We start from the raw sequence: 17,502 nt of genomic DNA, 5'->3' as shown, positions 1-17,502 counted from the left end.
AGGTCGTCGCTCCTCGCGCCCGGCCGCCCGTCGCCAGCCGTCGTCCAGTGTACACGGGGGTGACGATGCGATGGATAGGGTTTCCCGCCGCCGCGTTATGGGCCGATGCCCTGCACCATCATGCCCCCGCAGCCGTCACGAAACTGTCGCACTGGAGGCCGATAGCTCCGTCATGGCCACTACCGCATTCGCCGGCGCCGACTCGCCGCACGCGCCCGCAGCGCACCGCGGGCCTCATCTCGACGGACATATCCATCCGGCGGGGCGGTGGATCTTCCTTGCCGTGCTGCTCGGCGGGCTTGCCTATGCGGGGGTAAGTATCCTGCTCGACACCAGCGAAGTGGGCGAGAAGCTCGCGTTCGGGGTGTTCCTGTTCCTCGGCCTGGCGCTGGTGATCGCGCTCGGCTTCGAATTCGTCAACGGCTTCCACGACACCGCCAATGCGGTGGCAACGGTGATCTACACCCATGCCCTGCCCGCGCCGCTCGCGGTGGTATGGTCGGGCTGCTTCAATTTCCTCGGCGTGATGATGTCGAGCGGGGCGGTGGCCTATTCGATCGTTACCCTGCTTCCCGTCGACCTCATCCTCCATGTCGGCAGCGCCGGCGGCTATGCGATGATCTTCGCGCTGCTGCTCGCCGCCGTCGGCTGGAATCTCGCCACCTGGCTGGCCGGCCTGCCCAATTCGTCGAGCCATGCGCTGATCGGCTCGATCCTCGGCGTCGGCCTCGCCAACCAGTTGCTCTCGACCAATCCGGGCGGCACCGCCGGCGTCGACTGGGGCCAGGCCGAGAAGGTGCTGGCGGCGCTGCTGCTGAGCCCGCTGATCGGCTTTGCCGGCGCGTTCGTGATGCTGCTGGTGATGAAGCGGGTCGCGCCGCAGCCCGAACTCTATCGCGAGCCGGGCGCCAACCAGCCGCCGCCGCGCGGCATCCGCGCGCTGCTGATCTTCACCTGCACCGCGGTGAGCTACGCCCATGGCAGCAACGACGGCCAGAAGGGCATGGGGCTGATCATGCTGATCCTGATCGGCTGCGCGCCCACCGCCTACGCGCTCAACCGCACCGTGCCCGAGAGCGCGACGCCGGCCTTCGTCCGCGCCGCCACCGCCGCCGAACAGGCGTTCGCGCGCCAGGCGCCTGGTGTGTCGGCGACCCCGGACCAAGCCCGCGCGACGCTCGCTCAGGGCCTGCGCGAGCGCAAGGTCGGCTCGCCGCAGAGCTTTGCCGCGCTCGCCTCGCTGTCGAAGGACGTCACCGGCCGGATCGAGGAATATGGTTCGCTCGGCAAGGTGCCCGCCGCCGAGACCCCGAACCTGCGCAACGACATGTATCTGGTGCTCGACGCCTCGACGCTGGTCGCCAAGGACAAGGACGTGCGCACCAAGATGACCGCGGCCGAGCTCGACGCGGTCAAGGCCTATGACACCAAGCTCCAGGAGGGCACGCGCTACATCCCGATCTGGGTGAAGGTCGCCGTCGCGCTGGCGCTGGGGCTCGGCACGATGGTCGGCTGGAAGCGGATCGTGGTCACGGTCGGCGAGAAGATCGGCCAGAGCCACCTCACCTACGGCATGGGCGCCTCGGCCGAGCTGGTCGCCGCCTCCACCATCCTTCTCGCCGATCAGTTCGGCCTGCCGGTGTCGACCACCCATGTGCTGTCGTCGGGCGTCGCCGGCGCCTCGGTCGCCAACGGCGCGGGGCTGCAGAAGCGCACGGTGCGCAACATGGCGCTCGCCTGGGTGCTGACGCTGCCGGTAGCGATGCTGCTGTCGGGGCTGCTCTACTGGCTAATGCTGACGGTGGTGAAGAGCATGGGGCTTTGAGCCAGCCGCGGCGATGACGGAGGCTGCTGCGCCTGCAGCAGCCTCGCTCAGGCCGGCTCCGGCGCCGCGAGCGCGCGATAGGTGGCGCGGATCGTGACCTTGTCGATCTTCTCGGTGCCGAGCCGGGGCAGCGCCACCGGCGCGAGCCAGATCCGCACCGGCACCTTGAACGCGGCGATGTGCACAGCGAGGAAGGCCTGGAGATCGGCCTCGGTCAGCGCCAATCCGGCACGTAGGTGGACCACCGCGCCCGGCACCTCGCCGAGCCGCGGATCGGCAAGGCCGAACACCGCGGCTTCGGCCACCGCGGGATGCGCATAGAGCGCCGCCTCCACCTCGAGGCAGGCGATGTTCTCGCCGCCGCGGATGATGATGTCCTTGCTGCGATCGACGATGAACAGATAGCCGTCCTCGTCGAGATAGCCGATGTCGCCGGTGCGGAAGAAGCCGTGCGGGGTGAAGGCGGCGCGGGTCGCCTCGGGGCGCTGCCAATATTCGCGGAAGTTGCAGATCGAGCGGATGCCGATCTCGCCGCGCGCGCCCTGCGGCAGTTCGGCGCCGTCATCGTCGAGGATCGCGATCTCGACCAGCGGCCGCGAGGCGCGGCCGGTGCTGTCGGGCTTGGCGAGATAGTTGGTGCGCCAATTGCCCGCGCCGACCGCGTTGGTCTCGGTGAGGCCATAGCCGATCAGCGGCGCCGCGCCGCCCATCTCCGCATCGATCCGGCGGACATGCTCCACCGGCCGCGGCGCGCCGCCGCAACCGAAATCGGTGACGGTGGACAGGTCGTAGCGCGCGCGATCCGGGTGGGTGAGGATCTCGAAGCTCATCAGCGGCACGCCGATGAAATAGGTGACCTGCTCGGCTTCGATCAGCCGCATCGCCTCCAGCACGTTCCACTTGGGGATCAGCACCAGCTTGCGGCCCATCGCGAAGCTCTGCAGCATCACCGGCACCTGCGCGGTGACGTGGAACAGCGGCAGCGTCAGCAGCGTCGCCGGCTGGCTGGTCGGCGGATTGCCGTCGGCGGTGGCGATCGAGAGCATGGTCACCGCCTGGGTGAGGAAGCTGAACACGCCTTGCACCACGCCGCGATGATCGCTGAGCGCGCCCTTGGAGAGGCCGGTGGAGCCCGAGGTGAACAGGATCGTCGCCGGATCGGTGGGGGCGAGCGCGGGAAGCGTCGGCAGCGCCCCGCTCCCGCTCGTTCCCAGCACCGGCGCCAGCGCCGCGAGCAGCGGCGGGGTATCGTCGAGCGCGATCACCGGCCGGGCAAGGCCGGGAATCGCGGCAAGCCGCGCGGCGCGCGGCGGATCGGCGAGGATCAGCCGGCAATCGACCTCGCGAATCGCCGCCTCCAGCTCGTCCGCCTGCCACCAGCCGTTGAGCAGCGTGGCGATGCCGCCCGCCATCAGGATGCCCATGTAGAGCACGATCCACGACGGCGAGTTGCGCATCGCGATGCCCACCCGGTCGCCCGGCACGATGCCGTGATCCGCGATCAGCGCGCCCGCGACCTCGGTGGCGGCGGCATAAACGGCGGCGAAGGTCAGCCGCTCGTCACCGGCGACCAGGAAGGTCTTGTCGGCATGTTCCTGGCAGTAATGGGCAAAATAGAGCGGCAGGGTGGGCGGCGCGACCGCGATCACCGGCAGGGTGCGGCCGTCCTGCTCGACCGTACCGGCGGCGAGCATGCCGCCCGGCGCGGTCAGTGCATTGACCGTCGCATCCATGCGCTCGTCGAGCACCGTCCGCATATCTCTCTCCGCTTGGTCTTACGCCGTTGCCCCACTATGCAGGCGCCATAGCCCAGGGGGAAGCCTTGATCCTGCCCGTTCTCGCCGCCGCTGCCACCGTGCCCGCGGAGCACATCCATTTCGCCGACCTCGGCCTCCACCCGGACGTGTTCTCGCTCGGCTTCTTCACGCTGCGCTGGTACAGCCTGGCCTATATCGCCGGCATCCTGATCGGCTGGTGGTACCTGCTCAAGCTGCTTGCCCAGCCCGGCGCGCCGATGGCGCGGCGCCATGCCGACGATCTCGTCTTCTACGCGACGCTGGGGATCATCCTCGGCGGCAGGCTCGGCTATGTGATCTTCTACGCGCCCGAGATGTTCCTCCACCCGCTGCACATCTTCCGGCTGTGGGATGGCGGGATGAGCTTCCACGGCGGGGTGATCGGCACCTCGATCGGGCTGATCCTGTTCTCGCGCAAGCATCAGCTCAACTGGCTGCGCGTCCACGACTATATCGCCTGCTGCGTGCCGTTCGGGCTGTTCTTCGGCCGGCTCGCCAATTTCGTGAACGGCGAATTGTGGGGCAAGCCCGCCAATGTCGCCTGGGCGATCGTGTTCGAGCGTACCGTGCCCTACGGCATCCCCGAGCCGGCGCGCCACCCGAGCCAGCTGTACGAGGCGGGGCTCGAGGGCATCGTGCTGTTCGCGATCCTGTGGTTCGCCTTCTGGCGCACCAAGGCGCGCTACGATCCGGGCAAGCTCGTCGGCCTGTTCGTGCTCGGCTATGGCATCGCGCGCTTCGTGGTCGAATTCTTCCGCGAGCCCGACGCCCAATTCCGCGGCAGCTTCATCGAGGCGACCCACATCCATATGGGCCAGTGGCTGTGCGTGCCGATGATCGCCGGCGGCGCCTATCTGATGCTGACCTCGGCGCGGCGGCGGACGCGGGTGGAGCCGATCGCGGGAACGGTGAGCGTTTCGTAGATCGGGCTCGCCCGCCCTTCGCCAACGGTGAAGGGCCCCATGGCCATGCCGACACGACCGGAAGATAGATGAACGATACGCCCGACCCCGGCTCCGGCCCCGGCCCCGCCGCCCCTCTCGCCGATCGGCTCGCCCGGGCGATCACGCTGGCCGGGCCGATGCCGGTGTCGCAGTTCATGGCCGCGGCCAATGCGCATTATTATGCGACCCGCGATCCGCTCGGCGCCGGTGGCGATTTCGTCACCGCGCCCGAGATCAGCCAGATGTTCGGCGAACTGATCGGCCTGTGGTGCGCCGATCTGTGGCAGCGCGCCGGCAGCCCCGAGGTCGCCTGGGTGGAGCTCGGCCCCGGTCGCGGCACGCTCGCCGCCGATGCGCTGCGGGCGATGGCCAAGACCGGGCTGACGCCGCCGGTCCATTTCGTCGAGACCAGCCCGCTGCTCCGCGCCGCCCAGGCCGAACGGGTGCCGCACGCGACCTGGCATGACGGCGTCGACACCCTGCCCACCGATCGGCCGCTGCTGGTCGTCGCCAACGAATTCTTCGACGCGCTGCCGATCCGCCAGTTGGTTCATCGCGCCGATGGCTGGCACGAGCGGCTGGTCGCCTGCCAGGACACGCTGTTCCTGCCGATCGCGGGCAAGCCGGTGCCGGCCGAGCTGATGCCCGAATCGCTACGCGACGCCCCGGCGGGCGCGATCCTCGAAACCTCGCCCGCCGCGGTCGGCATCGTCCGCACGCTGGCGCGGCGGCTCACCGCGCAGGGCGGCGGGCTGCTGGCGGTGGATTACGGCTATGAGGGCCCGGTGCTCGGCGAGACGCTGCAGGCGGTGCGCGGCCATGGCTTTGCCAATCCGTTCGAGGGGCCGGGCGACAACGACCTGTCCGCGCATGTCGATTTCGCCACCCTCGCCGCCGCCGGCCAGGCCGAAGGCGCGGTCGCCTGGGGACCGGTGACGCAGCGCGACCTGCTCGGCCAGCTCGGCATCGACGCCCGCGCCGCAGCGCTCGCCGCCGGCTCCCCCGAGCGCACCGAGGCGATCCTCGCCGATCGATCGCGGCTGATGAGCGACATGGGGACGCTGTTCCGCTCGCTCGCGCTCACCAACCGCGACTGGCCGACCCCGGCGGCGTTCGCATGATCGCCTATCGCGACGCCACCGCCGCCGATGGCGCCGCACTCGCCACCATGGCCGCGGCGTCGTTCACCGCCACCTTCGGCACGCTGTACCAGCCGCACGACCTGGCCACCTTCCTCGGCGAGGCGTTCGGCCCCGCCGGGCTGCCGGCGCACGCCGCCGACCCACGCTACACCATCCGCGTCGCCACCGACGGCGCGGCGATCATCGGCTTCGCCAAGCTCGGCCCGGTGGTGTTCCCCGGCGAGTGGCACCCGCAGGCCATCGAGCTCCACCAGCTCTATGTGCTCGACGGCTGGCATGGCGCCGGCGTCGGCCCGGCGCTGATGGACTGGACGATCGACGCCGCGCGCACGATGGGCAAGGCCGAGATCATCCTCAGCGTCTATGTCGACAACCACCGCGCGCGGCGCTTCTACGAGCGGCGCGGCTTTGCCGAGATCGGCCGCTACACCTTCATGGTCGGCGACAAGGAAGACGACGACCGGATCATGAGGCTGGCGCTGTGAGCGTCGAGGTCAACCGCGCCGCGGCGCTTGCCGGCGTCGCCCATGGCTTTCTCGGCCGCCGCGGCGGGGTGTCGACTGGGGCGATGGCGGGGCTCAACGTCGGGCTCGGCTCGGACGACGATCCTACCGCGGTCGCCGACAACCGCCGCCGCGCCGCCGACGCGGTGGCCCCCGGCGCCAGCCTCGTCACCGTCTACCAGGTCCATTCCGCCACGGCGGTCACCGTCATCGCGCCGGTCGCCGACGATGCCCGCGCGCAGGCCGATGCGCTGGTGACCGACCGGCCCGGGCTGGTGCTCGGCATCCTCACCGCCGATTGCGCGCCGGTGCTGTTCGCCGACGCGCAAGCGGGCGTGGTCGGCGCCGCGCACGCCGGCTGGAAGGGGGCGCTCGGCGGCGTCACCGATGCGACGCTGGCCGCGATGGAGCGGCTCGGGGCGCAGCGGGCAAGGATCGTCGCCGCGGTCGGCCCGTGCATCGCGCGCACCTCCTATGAAGTGGATGATGCCTTCCTCGCCCGCTTCGCCGCCGCCGATCCTGCCAACGAACGCTTTTTCGTCGACGGCGCGCCCGGGCATCACCAGTTCGATCTTGAAGCCAATGTGGTCGCCCGGCTCGCCGCTGCGGGCATCGGCCGGGTCGAGGCGCTGGGGCTCGACACCTATGCGGCCGAGGACCGCTTCTACAGCTTCCGCCGCGCCACCCATCGCGGCGAGCCGAGCTACGGCCGCCAGATCAGCCTGATCGCCGCAGGCTGACCTTGCCTGGGCTCCTGCCTCCGTCGGGGCACGGTGCGGCGCACGAAGGTGGTATCATTCGATACCGTCCTCACTTAGGCTGAGCCGCAACGCAAGGAGATCACCATGGCGACCAACGACACCGAAGCCGATCTGACCGGGGTACAGGCGAGCCGCCGTCCCAAGGCGTCGATCGATTCGATCGGCGACCGCAAGCTGAAGGCCTCCACCCGGATGATGGGCCATGGCTTTGATCCGCAGCTGTCGGAAGGATCGCTAAAACCGCCGATCTTCCTCACCTCCACCTTCGTCTTCCCCAATGCCGCGGCCGGCAAGCGCCATTTCGAAGGCGTCACCGGCAAGCGCCCGGGCGGCGCCGAGGGGCTGGTCTATTCGCGCTTCAACGGGCCCAACCAGGAGATCCTCGAGGATCGCCTGGCGATCTGGGAAGAGGCCGAGGATGCGCTCGCCTTCTCGAGCGGCATGTCGGCGATCGCGACCTTGTTCCTGGCAATGACCAAGCCGGGCGACACCATCGTCCATTCCGGACCGCTCTATGCCGCCACCGAGACGCTGATCGGCCGCATCCTCGGCAAGTTCGGGGTGAAGTGGCTCGACTTCCCGGCGGGCGCGACCCGCGAGGAGATCGATGCGGTGCTGACCGAGGCCGCCACCGGCCATGTCGCGCTGATCTATCTCGAAAGCCCCGCCAACCCGACCAACGCGCTGGTCGATGTCGAGGCGGTTGCCGCGAGCCGCGACGCGATCTTCGCCGATGCCGCCGACAAGCCGCCGATCGCGATCGACAACACCTTCCTGGGGCCGTTGTGGCAGCAGCCGCTGCGCCACGGCGCCGATATCGTCGTCTACAGCCTCACCAAATATGCCGGCGGCCATTCGGACCTGGTCGCGGGCGGGGTGCTCGGCACCAAGGCGCACATCAACACCATCCGCTCGATGCGCAACACCATCGGCACGATCTGCGACCCCAACACCGCCTGGATGCTGCTGCGCAGCCTGGAGACGCTGGAGCTGAGGATGAGCCGTGCCGGCGAGAATGCCGCCAAGGTCTGCGCCTTCCTGCGTCATCATCCCAAGGTGGAGCGGGTCGGCTATCTCGGCTTCCTCGAGGACAGCCCCGGCATGGAGCGCCAGGCCGACATCTACCGGCGGCATTGCACCGGTGCGGGATCGACCTTCTCGCTGCTGGTCAACGGCGGCGAGAAGGAGGCGTTCGCCTTTCTCGATGCGCTAAAGATCGCCAAGCTCGCGGTCAGCCTCGGCGGCACCGAGACGCTGGCGAGCCACCCCGCGGCGATGACCCACCTCTCGGTGCCCGACGCGCGCAAGCAGGCGCTGGGAATCACCGACAATCTGGTGCGGATCTCGATCGGGGTGGAGGATGCCGACGATCTGATTGCCGATTTCGATCAAGCGCTGGCGGCGATCTGAGCGGTGCGCCCGGTGCCGCGACTTGCCCCTACCGGGCAATGTCGCGATAGCCGGGCGATGCCGATCTTCACCCCTGTCGCGCACGACGAGGTCGTCGCCGCTGTTCGTCAATTGGCCGATGCGATCGCCGGCGACGGCTGGCGGCCCGATGTGATCGTCGGCATCGGCCGCGGCGGGCTGGTGCCGGCGGTGTTCCTCAGCCACGCGATCGGCGCGCCGATGCAGTCGGTGGATTGGTCCGGCGGCGAGCCGGCGGTGACCGACTTGGCGCTGGCGCGGCTCGCCGGGCGGACCCGGGCCGGCGGGCGATTGCTGGTGGTGGACGACATCAACGATTCGGGCCGCACCATCGCCCAGCTTCGCGGCGCGTTGGCGGCGGCGGGCGCGCGGGGCAACGGCGTGCGCTTTGCAACGCTGATCGACAATGTCGCCTCGGCGGAGCGGGTGGACTATCGCGCGCGGTCGATCGATCGCCGCGTGACCAAGGACTGGTTCGTGTTTCCCTGGGAGGCCGTCGCCCCTGCGGAGTCGATCGCCGCCGATGCTGCCGAGGTGCCCGAGCGGATCGGCTGAGGAAGGCCGACGAGGCGATCCGGCGTGCGGTCAACCTGCCGAGGTGATGGTGAGGCTCACCCGTCGCTGGCGCGTTCGATATCGGCGCCGACGGCGGAGAGCTTCTCCTCCAGCCGCTCGTAACCTCGGTCGAGGTGATAAACTCGTGCCACCGAGGTCTCGCCCTCGGCGGCGAGCCCGGCGAGGATCAGGCTCATCGAGGCGCGAAGGTCGGTCGCCATCACCGGCGCGCCGGTCAGCTTGGCGACGCCCTTGACCACCGCGGTGCGGCCGTGGACCTGGATATCGGCGCCCATCCGCGCGAGCTCGGGCACGTGCATGTAGCGGTTCTCGAAGATCGTCTCGGTGAGCACGCTGGTGCCCTGCGCCAGGCACAGCATCGCCATGAACTGCGCCTGCATGTCGGTAGCGAAGCCCGGGAACGGCGCGGTCGACAGGGTAACGGGCTGGAGCGGGCCGCTCGCCGACACCCGGATGCCGTCCTTGGTCTCGTCGACCGAGACACCGGCTTCGCGCAGCGCATCGATCGTCGCCTGCATATCGGCCACCGACACGCCGACCAGCTCGAGCGAGCCGCCGGTGATCGCCGCGGCGCAGGCATAGCTGCCCGCCTCGATCCGGTCGGGCATCACCGCATAGGTGGCGCCATGGAGTCGGTCGACGCCCTCGATTTCCAGCGTCTCGGTACCGATGCCGCTGATCTTCGCGCCCATCGCCACCAGGCAGTTGCACAGATCGACGATCTCGGGCTCGCGCGCGGCATTCTCGATGCAGCTACCGCCCTTGGCGAGCACCGCGGCCATGATCACATTCTCGGTGGCGCCGACCGAGACCACCGGGAAGCGGTAGCGCCCGCCGCTGAGGCGGCCTTGCGGCGCGGTGGCGCGGACATAGCCTGCCGCCATCTCGAGCTCCGCGCCGATCGCCTCCAGCGCTTTCAGGTGGAGATCGATCGGGCGATTGCCGATCGCGCAGCCGCCGGGCAGCGACACCGTCGCCTCGCCGGCGCGCGCGAGCACGGGGCCGAGCACCAAGATCGAGGCGCGCATCTTGCGCACGATATCGTAGGGCGCCTCGGTTGAGGTCAGCTGGCCGGCACGGATCGTCATCACCCGGCCGAAATCCTCGGGCCGCGATCCTTCGATCTTAGTCGACGCGCCGAGCTGGTTGAGCACATGGCCGAAGCCATCGACATCGGCGAGCCGCGGCAGATTCCGTAGCGTCAGCGGCTCGTCGGTGAGCAAGGCGCAGGGCATCAGGGTAAGCGCCGCGTTCTTGGCGCCGGAAATGGGCAAGCGGCCCTCGAGGCGGTTGCCACCGCGGATTAGGATACGGTCCATGACCAAAGGCTCTAGCGCGCTGCCCGGCGCGTGCAAGGCCGGCAACCATCGGCCCGCCATGATCATTGGGGCCTTGTTAGGTTGATCAACTTTAAGGCAAAGATTTCCGAGCCTTGTTACATGCCACGGATAAAAGGGGAAAAATTCGCGTGGGCAGCTGTTTCGTCGATCGCATCGGCGAACTCATTGAACTGACGGCGGCCGAGATGGTGGCCCTAAGCGGATTGGAACAACGCGAGCGCTCGCTGCGGCGTGGCGCGGTGCTGCTGCGCGAGCACGACAAGCTTGCCGACATGTTTATCGTCCGCCGCGGCGTGCTGATGAGCTTCGTGCTGCTGCCGGACGGCAGTCGCCAGATCCTGCGCTTCCTGTTTCCCGGCGACCTGATCGGCGTCTCGTCGCTGGTCTACCGCACCTCGACCGAATCGATCGCGGCGCTGAGCGAGGCGGTGGTGGCGCCGTTCGATCGCGCGCTGATCGGCACGCTGATCGCCGAGCACCCGCGCCTCACCGGCGTGCTGATGGCGCTGCACGAGATGGAGCGGGTGATCCTCACCGATCGGCTCGCGGCACTCGGCCGCACCTCTGCCAAGGTGCGGGTGGCGTCGCTGCTGATCGAGATCCGCAACCGCCAGCGGATCGACGACCGCAACATCGGTGCGTCCTTTGCGCTGGGGCTGACCCAGGAGGAGATCGGCGACGCCACCGGGCTAACCTCGGTGCACGTCAACCGCATGCTCCGCCAGCTCGAGGAGGAAGGAATGATCAGCCGCGCCGGCGGTCGGTTCACCATCACCAACGAGCCGGCGCTGATCCGCGCCGCCAATTACATCGACCGCAGCAGCCGGATCGATCTTGGCTGGCTGCCTGCCGCCAAATGACCTGCCTGCAGCGGCGCCGCTAGTCTAGCCGCTCGGCTCAGGCCTTCTCCAGCGTGCATTGCAGCGGGTGCTGGTTTTGGCGGGCGAAGTCCATCACCTGGCCGACCTTGGTTTCCGCGACCTCGTAGCTGAACGTGCCGCACACGCCGACGCCCTTCTGGTGGACGTGGAGCATCACCCGCGTCGCCGCCTCCATGTCCATCCGGAAGAAGCGCTGCAGGCACAGCACGACGAATTCCATCGGCGTGTAATCGTCGTTGAGCATCAGCACCCGGTAAGGCGTCGGCTGCTTGGTGCGGGTGCGCGTCTTGGTGGCGACCCCGGTGCCGCTGCCGTTGCCGCCAGCGCCGTCGTCGGAACCGTCGTCGGGGCGACCGGCCATGGTGAAAGGTGAAAGCTGCATGATGTTAGAGAAATATGGCATGCCGGGGGGTGGGGGCAAGAGGCGCGGCCGACTTAAAGCGCGCCGGGATCGGCAGCAGCCCTGATCGGCCCCGCTCAGCGCGTGCGGACATAGTCGCCGGGCGCGTCGCCGAGCGCGGGCAGCGTGCCCTCCCCCGGTAACCGGGCGCCGGTCGCCGGCACCATGGCATCGCCGTGGCGGCGCAGCCAGGCGCTCCAGTCGGGCCACCAGCTGCCCTTGGTCTCGGTGGCACCGGCAACGAAGGCGTCGAGCGTGTCGGCGGGGGCATCGTTGGTCCAATATTGGTATTTGCCCGCGGCCGGCGGGTTGACCACGCCCGCGATATGCCCCGAGCCGGCGAGCACGAAGCGCATCGGGCCGCGGAACAGCCGGGTGATCGACCAGACGCTCGCCGCCGGCGCGATATGATCGTCGCGCCCGGCCTGGACGTAGCTTGGAGTGGCGACGCGGGAGAGATCGAGCGGCACACCGCGGATCGCCAGCGCGCCGGGCTGCACCAGCAGATTGTCGCGGTACAGATCGGTCAGATAACCGAGATGCCAGTCGAGCGGGAGGTTGGTGGTGTCGGCGTTCCAGTGAAGCAGGTCGAACGGCGGGTAATCGCGCCCGAGCAGATAATGGTTGGTGACATAGCTCCAGATCAGGTCGCGGCCACGCAGCAGGTTGAAGGTCGCCGCCATGTAGCGGCCATCGAGGAAGCCCTCGGGCGAGACCGCGCGGATCAGCGCCAGCGCGTCGTCGTCGACGAAATAGGCAAGATCGCCCGCCTCGGCGAAATCGACCTGCGCGGTGAAGAAGGTGGCGCTGGCGATCTGCTCCGCCTCACCGCGCGCGGCAAGCCAGGCCAGAGTCGCGGCGAGCGTGGTGCCGGCGACACAATAGCCGATCGCGTGCACCGCGGGCACCGCCAGCAGCGCGCGGATGGTCTCCACCACCTCGGCCTGGGCGACGACGTAATCGTCCCAGCTCACGTCCTTCATCGTCGCGTCGGCCGACTTCCACGACACCGCGAACACGCTGATCCCCTGCGCCACCGCCCAGCGGATGAAGCTCTTCTCGGGCGTGAGATCGAGGATGTAGAAGCGGTTGATCCACGGCGGGAAGATCACCAGCGGGGTCGCGAGCACCGTGTCGGTGGTGGGCGCATAATGGATCAGCTCGTACAAAGGCGTGCGCTTGATCACCTTGCCCGGCGTGGTCGCGAGGTTGCGGCCGAGCTCGAAGGCGTTGCCGTCGCTGTGGGTGAGCTGGCCGCGGGCGAGATCGGCGAGCATGTGCTGCAGCCCGTCGAGCAGGTTCTGGCCGTTGGTGGCGATCGTCCGCTCGATCACCTCGGGGTTGGTGAGCGGGAAATTGGCCGGGCTGATCGCGTCGACCAGCGCCCTGGTGGCGAAGCGCAGCTGCTCGCGCTGGCGATCGGGCAGATCGGCGAGCGCATCGACCTCGCCGAGCATGCGGCCGGCGAGCAGATGATAACTTCGGCGGATCCAGTCGAACAGCGGATCGTCGCGCCAGGCCGGCGCGGTGAAGCGGCGATCGCGCGGGTCGCCGTCTGACGCGGCGGGTGGCGGCGCCGCTGCTGCCGGGTCGAGCCAGCGTTGCCACAGCGCGATGCTGTCACTCCAATAATCATGGGCGCCCCCCAGCGCGGCGGCGGCGGGTGTATCTGCCGGCATCATGGCCTCGGCGAGATCGAACCCCTGTTCCATCATCATCTGCTGGGCGCGGCCGAGCACCCAGGTCCACTGCTGGAGCTCGGCCAGGCTCGGGATCGCAGTGGATGGTTGGTCGGCAGGGTCGGCCATGGCTTTTCTCTTGGGCCAGCGCCTTAGCCGCTCGACCGGGGCAAGGGAAAGAACTTCGCGCCTCCTCCCTCAGCGGCGGATGCGGAAGGTGACGCCGATGGTGCGCGGGTCGCTCGGCGTCGCCAGGATCAGCCCGGAATTGCCGGCCTGGACGGTAACGTTCTGGATATAATCCTTGTCGAGCAGGTTGCGGGCGAACACCGCCAGCTCCCAGCCCTCGGTGGAGCGATAGCCGATGCTGCCGTTGACCACCGTATAGCCGTTGATCACCGTATAGGCCGAGCCGGTCGGATCGCCGAACTGGCGGGTGCGGGTGTTCGAATCGACGTGGAGGAAGCCACTGCCGGCGTCGCCGATCGGCTGGGCATAATCGGCGCCCAAGGTGTAGGCCCATTTCGGCAGGCTCGGCAGCTGCTGGCCGGAGAGGTCGCACACCGCGGTGGTGTTGCCGATCCGCTCGATCGGGCATGGCGCCGCCGGGTAGGAGGCGTATTTGCCATCGGCATAAGCGACGCTGGCGCGCAGCGTCAGGTGGCGGGTCACCGCGGCAGTGGCGTCCGCCTCGAAGCCCTTCACCGTCACCTGCGGGATGTTGGCGAGATAGGTACGCAGCGCCGCGGCGGCGTTGGTATCGGTGACATTGGCCTGGAAATCGGTGACGCGGGTGTAGAAGCCATCGATGTTGAGGATCAGGCGGCGGTCAAACAGCCGGGTCTTCACCCCGACCTCATAGGCGGTATTCTCTTCGGGGCGCACCACCGCGGTGTTGAGCGCGGGCAGGTTCTGGTTGTTGAGCGGCAGGCCAGACATGTTGATCCCGCCCGATTTCGCGCCGCGCGCGAAGCTGGCGTAGGTGAAGATGTCGTCCACCACCTCATAGGAGATGTTGGCGCGGCCGGTCAGCGCACCGTCGTTGACCTTGGCGTCATAGCTCTGGCCGCGCAGGATCGAGAGCTTGGCGGCGTTTAGCGCGGCGTTGGTGGTCTGCAGCCCGCCGAAGGTGAAGGTGTCGTAGGTGCCCTTCTTATCCTCATAGGTGTAGCGCAGCCCGCCGGTCAGCGTCAGCCGGTCGACCGGGCGCCAGTTGACCTCGCCGAACGCGGCGTAGCTGTTCGACTGGAAATCGGTGCGGCCGTCGGTGCCGAAGCCGTCGAGCAGATTGGCGGGGACCGCGATCGCGGCGGCGCCGGTGCCGGTGGTGGTGCCGATCAGCCAGCGCGCGGCCTGCGACCCGTAGATCGAGATCGGCCGCCCGATCACCCGCTGGCGGAAGAAGTACAGCCCGCCGACATAGCTCAGGGCATGATCGCCGTTGGAGGCGAAGCGCAATTCCTGGCTGTACTGGTCCTGGCGCGAGGGGATGTGCTGCTCGGTCTGGATCTGGATGCCAGTATAATCGCGATCGTTGGCGGCATCCCAGTTCCAGAACCGCCAGGCGCTGACCGAGGTCAGCGTCACGGCGCCGAGGTTCCAGTCGACGATCGCCGAGACGCCGCCCTCGTTGGTATCCACCCCCAGCGCCGCGTCGATGTCGGTCTTGCGGTCATAAGGGTTGGTGCTCGGCGGCGCATAGCCGAACTGCGCGGCGAGCCCAGCGGGGCCGCCATATTGGCGCGAGGCGGTGCGGAACATCGTCGGGTCGGTGCCCGTCGTCGGCCGCACCGCGACATCGTAATAGACCTGGGTGCAGCAATTGCTCTGGAAATTGGTAAAATCGCCGGTGAGCCGCACCGACAGATCGTCCGACGGCTTGAACAGCAACTGGCCGCGGATCGCCTGGTTGCCGACGCCGTTGTTGGCGCGGCCGGTGCGGACGTTGTCGATCACTCCGTCACGCCGGGTGCTGACCACCGACACGCGGCCCGCAAGATTGTCGCTGATCGGGCCCGACACCGCCGCCTTGGCCTGAACGAAGTTGAAGCTGCCATAGCTGATCTCGGCCTGGCCTTCGGGGGTGAAGGTCGGCGCGCGGGTAGTAATGTTGATCGCGCCGGCGGTGGTGTTCTTGCCGAACAGCGTGCCCTGCGGCCCGCGCAGCACCTCGATCTGCTCGATGTCGCTGAAATCGAATGCCGCGGTCGCCGGACGGGCATGATAGACCTGGTCGACGTAATAGCCGACGCCGGGCTCGAGCCCGTCATTGGCCTGGCTGACCGCGACCACGCTGCTGCCGAGACCGCGGATGGTGAAGGCGGTGTTGCGCGGGTTGGCCGAGCTGTAGTTGAGCGCCGGCACCAGTTGCGACAGCTGCTGGGTGTTCACCGTATAGGAGCGATCGAGCAGGTCGCCGCCGACCACCGATAGCCCGCTCGGCACGGCTTGAGCATCCTCCGAGCGACGCCGTGCGGTGACGAGGATCTCGGGCAGGGCGGCGGAGCCATCGTCGGCGGCGACTCGCGTCGGGCGGGTCGCAGCGGTGGAATTCTCGCCGGTCGCGGCGACGGCGTTCTGCTCGGGGATCGCGGCGCCGGCACCCTGCGCCCATGCCGGTGTCGCGAGCGCGCAACCCAGTGCCGCCGCCGAAATCATGCCGCCGAGCCGCTTGGTCATTCGTTGCCCCCGTACTGACCTGTTACACGCGGACGTTGCCGCGCCATTCCCTGATATATTTGGCCATATACAGGCACCGCGGCGGTGGGGAAGCCTCGATATCCGCTCCGTCGCCCCAGCGAAGGCTGCGGCCCCAAGCGGCTCCTGCCGCCTGCCCTCGTGAAAGACCCCAGCTTGCGCAGGGGTGACGCCCTGGTGGCAGATGCGAAGCGCCGCAGACTAAACGGGCGCGAAAGGATGGTTTCGCCGGGCGCTAAAGGATAGGGTGGACGCAGAAAGGTGCCCCATGTCCGACGATTTCTACCGCATCCGCCGTCTCCCCCCCTATGTCATCGCCGAGGTCAACGGCATGCGAGCGGCGGCGCGCGCGGCCGGCGAGGACATCATCGATCTCGGCATGGGTAACCCCGATCTGCCGCCGCCGAGCCACGTGCTCGACAAATTGTGCGAGGTGGCGATGAAGCCCGACGCGCATGGCTATTCGCAGTCGAAGGGCATTCCCGGGCTGCGCCGCGCCCAGGCGAACTATTATGGCCGCCGCTTCGGGGTCGATCTCGATCCCGAGACCGAGGTTGTGGTGACGATGGGCTCCAAGGAGGGGCTCGCCAGCCTCGCCACCGCGATCACCGCGCCGGGCGACGTGGTGCTCGCGCCCAATCCCTCCTACCCGATCCACACCTTCGGCTTCATCATCGCCGGCGCGACCATCCGCGCGGTGCCGACCACGCCCGACGAGCATTATTTCGAGAGCCTCGAGCGGGCGATGAACTTCACCGTGCCGAGGCCGAGCATCCTGGTGGTCAACTATCCGTCCAACCCCACCGCCGAAGCGGTGGACCTCGCCTTCTACGAGCGGCTGGTCGCCTGGGCGAAGGAGAACAAGGTCTGGATCATTTCCGACCTCGCTTATTCCGAGCTCTATTATGACGGCAACCCGACGCCCTCGATCCTCCAGGTCAAGGGCGCCAAGGACGTCGCGATCGAGTTCACCTCGCTCAGCAAGACCTATTCGATGGCAGGCTGGCGGATCGGCTTTGCGGTCGGCAACAAGCAGCTGATCGCGGCGCTCACCCGGGTGAAGAGCTACCTCGACTATGGCGCGTTCACGCCGATCCAGGCCGCCGCCTGCGCCGCACTCAACGGCCCGCAAGACATCGTCGAGAAGAACCGCCAGCTCTACCAGCACCGCCGCGACGTGCTGGTCGAGAGCTTCGGCCGCGCCGGCTGGGACATCCCCTCCCCGCGCGCGTCGATGTTCGCCTGGGCGCCGCTGCCGCCGGCGGTGGCGCATCTCGGCAGCCTTGAATTCTCCAAGCAGCTGCTCACCCACGCCAAGGTCGCCGTGGCACCGGGCGTCGGCTATGGCGAGAACGGCGAGGGCTTCGTGCGCATCGCGATGGTCGAGAACGAGCAGCGGCTGCGCCAGGCGGCGCGCAACGTGAAGAAGTATCTGCAATCGATGGGGGTCAACACCCCGTCGCGCAACGCGGGGTAAGATATCCTCGTCACCCCAGCGAAAGCTGGGGTCTCTGCCGATGGCGGGTGACG

At 68.5% G+C, this 17,502-nt stretch carries 14 protein-coding genes; 9 read left to right on the top strand and 5 right to left on the bottom strand.

Going from position 1 to position 17,502, the window contains the following annotated elements; genetic code table 11:
- The first annotated feature begins 172 nt into the window (after positions 1–172).
- Positions 173–1,825 (top strand): inorganic phosphate transporter, encoded by a 1,653-nt coding sequence (locus tag OXR60_RS16870; RefSeq protein ID WP_267397119.1) that lies wholly within the window; start codon positions 173–175, stop codon positions 1,823–1,825.
- A gap of 47 nt (positions 1,826–1,872) precedes the next feature.
- On the opposite strand, the gene OXR60_RS16865 is transcribed toward OXR60_RS16870, so the two are convergent.
- Complete coding sequence (locus OXR60_RS16865; RefSeq protein WP_267397118.1) at positions 1,873–3,582, bottom strand: class I adenylate-forming enzyme family protein; 1,710 nt, start codon at positions 3,580–3,582, stop codon at positions 1,873–1,875.
- A 65-nt stretch (positions 3,583–3,647) separates the two neighbouring features.
- On the opposite strand from OXR60_RS16865, the gene lgt reads away from it, so the two are divergent.
- The 6 genes from lgt to OXR60_RS16835 all read left to right on the top strand — a co-directional run bounded on the left by lgt (position 3,648) and on the right by OXR60_RS16835 (position 8,954).
- Positions 3,648–4,544, top strand: a complete 897-nt coding sequence (lgt, locus tag OXR60_RS16860; protein ID WP_267397117.1) for a prolipoprotein diacylglyceryl transferase — start codon at positions 3,648–3,650, stop codon at positions 4,542–4,544.
- Between the two features lie 68 nt (positions 4,545–4,612).
- Positions 4,613–5,686, top strand: a complete 1,074-nt coding sequence (locus OXR60_RS16855; RefSeq protein ID WP_267397116.1) for an SAM-dependent methyltransferase — start codon at positions 4,613–4,615, stop codon at positions 5,684–5,686.
- Complete coding sequence (locus tag OXR60_RS16850; RefSeq protein WP_267397115.1) at positions 5,683–6,192, top strand: GNAT family N-acetyltransferase; 510 nt, start codon at positions 5,683–5,685, stop codon at positions 6,190–6,192. Before OXR60_RS16855 ends, OXR60_RS16850 begins: the two co-directional genes overlap by 4 nt.
- Positions 6,189–6,950 (top strand): peptidoglycan editing factor PgeF, encoded by a 762-nt coding sequence (pgeF, locus tag OXR60_RS16845; protein ID WP_267397114.1) that lies wholly within the window; start codon positions 6,189–6,191, stop codon positions 6,948–6,950. Before OXR60_RS16850 ends, pgeF begins: the two co-directional genes overlap by 4 nt.
- A gap of 105 nt (positions 6,951–7,055) precedes the next feature.
- Positions 7,056–8,381, top strand: coding sequence for a cystathionine gamma-synthase family protein (locus OXR60_RS16840; RefSeq protein WP_267397113.1), 1,326 nt, complete (start codon positions 7,056–7,058; stop codon positions 8,379–8,381).
- 57 nt (positions 8,382–8,438) lie between these two features.
- Positions 8,439–8,954: a phosphoribosyltransferase family protein gene (locus OXR60_RS16835; RefSeq protein ID WP_267397112.1), complete on the top strand. Its 516-nt coding sequence runs from the start codon at positions 8,439–8,441 to the stop codon at positions 8,952–8,954.
- Positions 8,955–9,010: 56 nt separating this feature from the next.
- On the opposite strand, the gene murA is transcribed toward OXR60_RS16835, so the two are convergent.
- On the bottom strand, positions 9,011–10,294 hold the full coding sequence (gene murA / locus OXR60_RS16830) for a UDP-N-acetylglucosamine 1-carboxyvinyltransferase (RefSeq protein WP_267397111.1): 1,284 nt from the start codon (positions 10,292–10,294) through the stop codon (positions 9,011–9,013).
- Between the two features lie 149 nt (positions 10,295–10,443).
- Between murA and OXR60_RS16825 the strand changes: the two genes are divergently transcribed.
- A complete protein-coding gene (locus tag OXR60_RS16825) occupies positions 10,444–11,175 on the top strand; it encodes a Crp/Fnr family transcriptional regulator (protein ID WP_267397110.1) in 732 nt (243 codons plus the stop codon).
- A 37-nt stretch (positions 11,176–11,212) separates the two neighbouring features.
- Here the strand turns inward: OXR60_RS16825 and clpS are convergent, their stop codons facing one another.
- From clpS to OXR60_RS16810, 3 genes are all read right to left on the bottom strand, one after another.
- The gene (gene clpS, locus OXR60_RS16820) at positions 11,213–11,557 is read right to left on the bottom strand and encodes an ATP-dependent Clp protease adapter ClpS (RefSeq protein ID WP_267397160.1); all 345 of its coding nucleotides are present in this window, start codon (positions 11,555–11,557) and stop codon (positions 11,213–11,215) included.
- A gap of 116 nt (positions 11,558–11,673) precedes the next feature.
- Positions 11,674–13,404 carry an alpha/beta fold hydrolase gene (locus OXR60_RS16815; RefSeq protein WP_267397109.1) on the bottom strand — a complete coding sequence of 577 codons (1,731 nt, stop codon included), beginning with the start codon at positions 13,402–13,404 and terminating at the stop codon, positions 11,674–11,676.
- 69 nt (positions 13,405–13,473) lie between these two features.
- Entirely contained in the window at positions 13,474–15,954 is a 2,481-nt protein-coding gene (locus OXR60_RS16810) for a TonB-dependent receptor (protein ID WP_267397108.1), read from the bottom strand.
- Positions 15,955–16,240: 286 nt separating this feature from the next.
- On the opposite strand from OXR60_RS16810, the gene OXR60_RS16805 reads away from it, so the two are divergent.
- A complete protein-coding gene (locus OXR60_RS16805; RefSeq protein WP_267397107.1) occupies positions 16,241–17,449 on the top strand; it encodes an LL-diaminopimelate aminotransferase in 1,209 nt (402 codons plus the stop codon).
- Positions 17,450–17,502: the final 53 nt, after the last annotated feature.

Source organism: Sphingomonas sp. GC_Shp_5 (assembly GCF_026540855.1).
Lineage (GTDB): Bacteria > Pseudomonadota > Alphaproteobacteria > Sphingomonadales > Sphingomonadaceae > Sphingomonas.
Note: the sequence above shows the minus strand (reverse complement) of the source record. Positions and strands in the feature narration are given on the sequence as shown.

What these genes read in the sequence shown, in the direction of transcription:
- OXR60_RS16870 (WP_267397119.1), top strand. Translation starts at nt 173, where the DNA reads ATGGCCACTACCGCATTCGCCGGCGCCGACTCGCCGCACGCGCCCGCA.
- OXR60_RS16865 (WP_267397118.1), bottom strand. Translation starts at nt 3,582, where the DNA reads ATGCGGACGGTGCTCGACGAGCGCATGGATGCGACGGTCAATGCACTG.
- OXR60_RS16855 (WP_267397116.1), top strand. Translation starts at nt 4,613, where the DNA reads ATGAACGATACGCCCGACCCCGGCTCCGGCCCCGGCCCCGCCGCCCCT.
- OXR60_RS16850 (WP_267397115.1), top strand. Translation starts at nt 5,683, where the DNA reads ATGATCGCCTATCGCGACGCCACCGCCGCCGATGGCGCCGCACTCGCC.
- OXR60_RS16840 (WP_267397113.1), top strand. Translation starts at nt 7,056, where the DNA reads ATGGCGACCAACGACACCGAAGCCGATCTGACCGGGGTACAGGCGAGC.
- OXR60_RS16835 (WP_267397112.1), top strand. Translation starts at nt 8,439, where the DNA reads ATGCCGATCTTCACCCCTGTCGCGCACGACGAGGTCGTCGCCGCTGTT.
- murA (WP_267397111.1), bottom strand. Translation starts at nt 10,294, where the DNA reads ATGGACCGTATCCTAATCCGCGGTGGCAACCGCCTCGAGGGCCGCTTG.
- clpS (WP_267397160.1), bottom strand. Translation starts at nt 11,557, where the DNA reads ATGGCCGGTCGCCCCGACGACGGTTCCGACGACGGCGCTGGCGGCAAC.
- OXR60_RS16815 (WP_267397109.1), bottom strand. Translation starts at nt 13,404, where the DNA reads ATGGCCGACCCTGCCGACCAACCATCCACTGCGATCCCGAGCCTGGCC.
- OXR60_RS16810 (WP_267397108.1), bottom strand. Translation starts at nt 15,954, where the DNA reads ATGACCAAGCGGCTCGGCGGCATGATTTCGGCGGCGGCACTGGGTTGC.
- OXR60_RS16805 (WP_267397107.1), top strand. Translation starts at nt 16,241, where the DNA reads ATGTCCGACGATTTCTACCGCATCCGCCGTCTCCCCCCCTATGTCATC.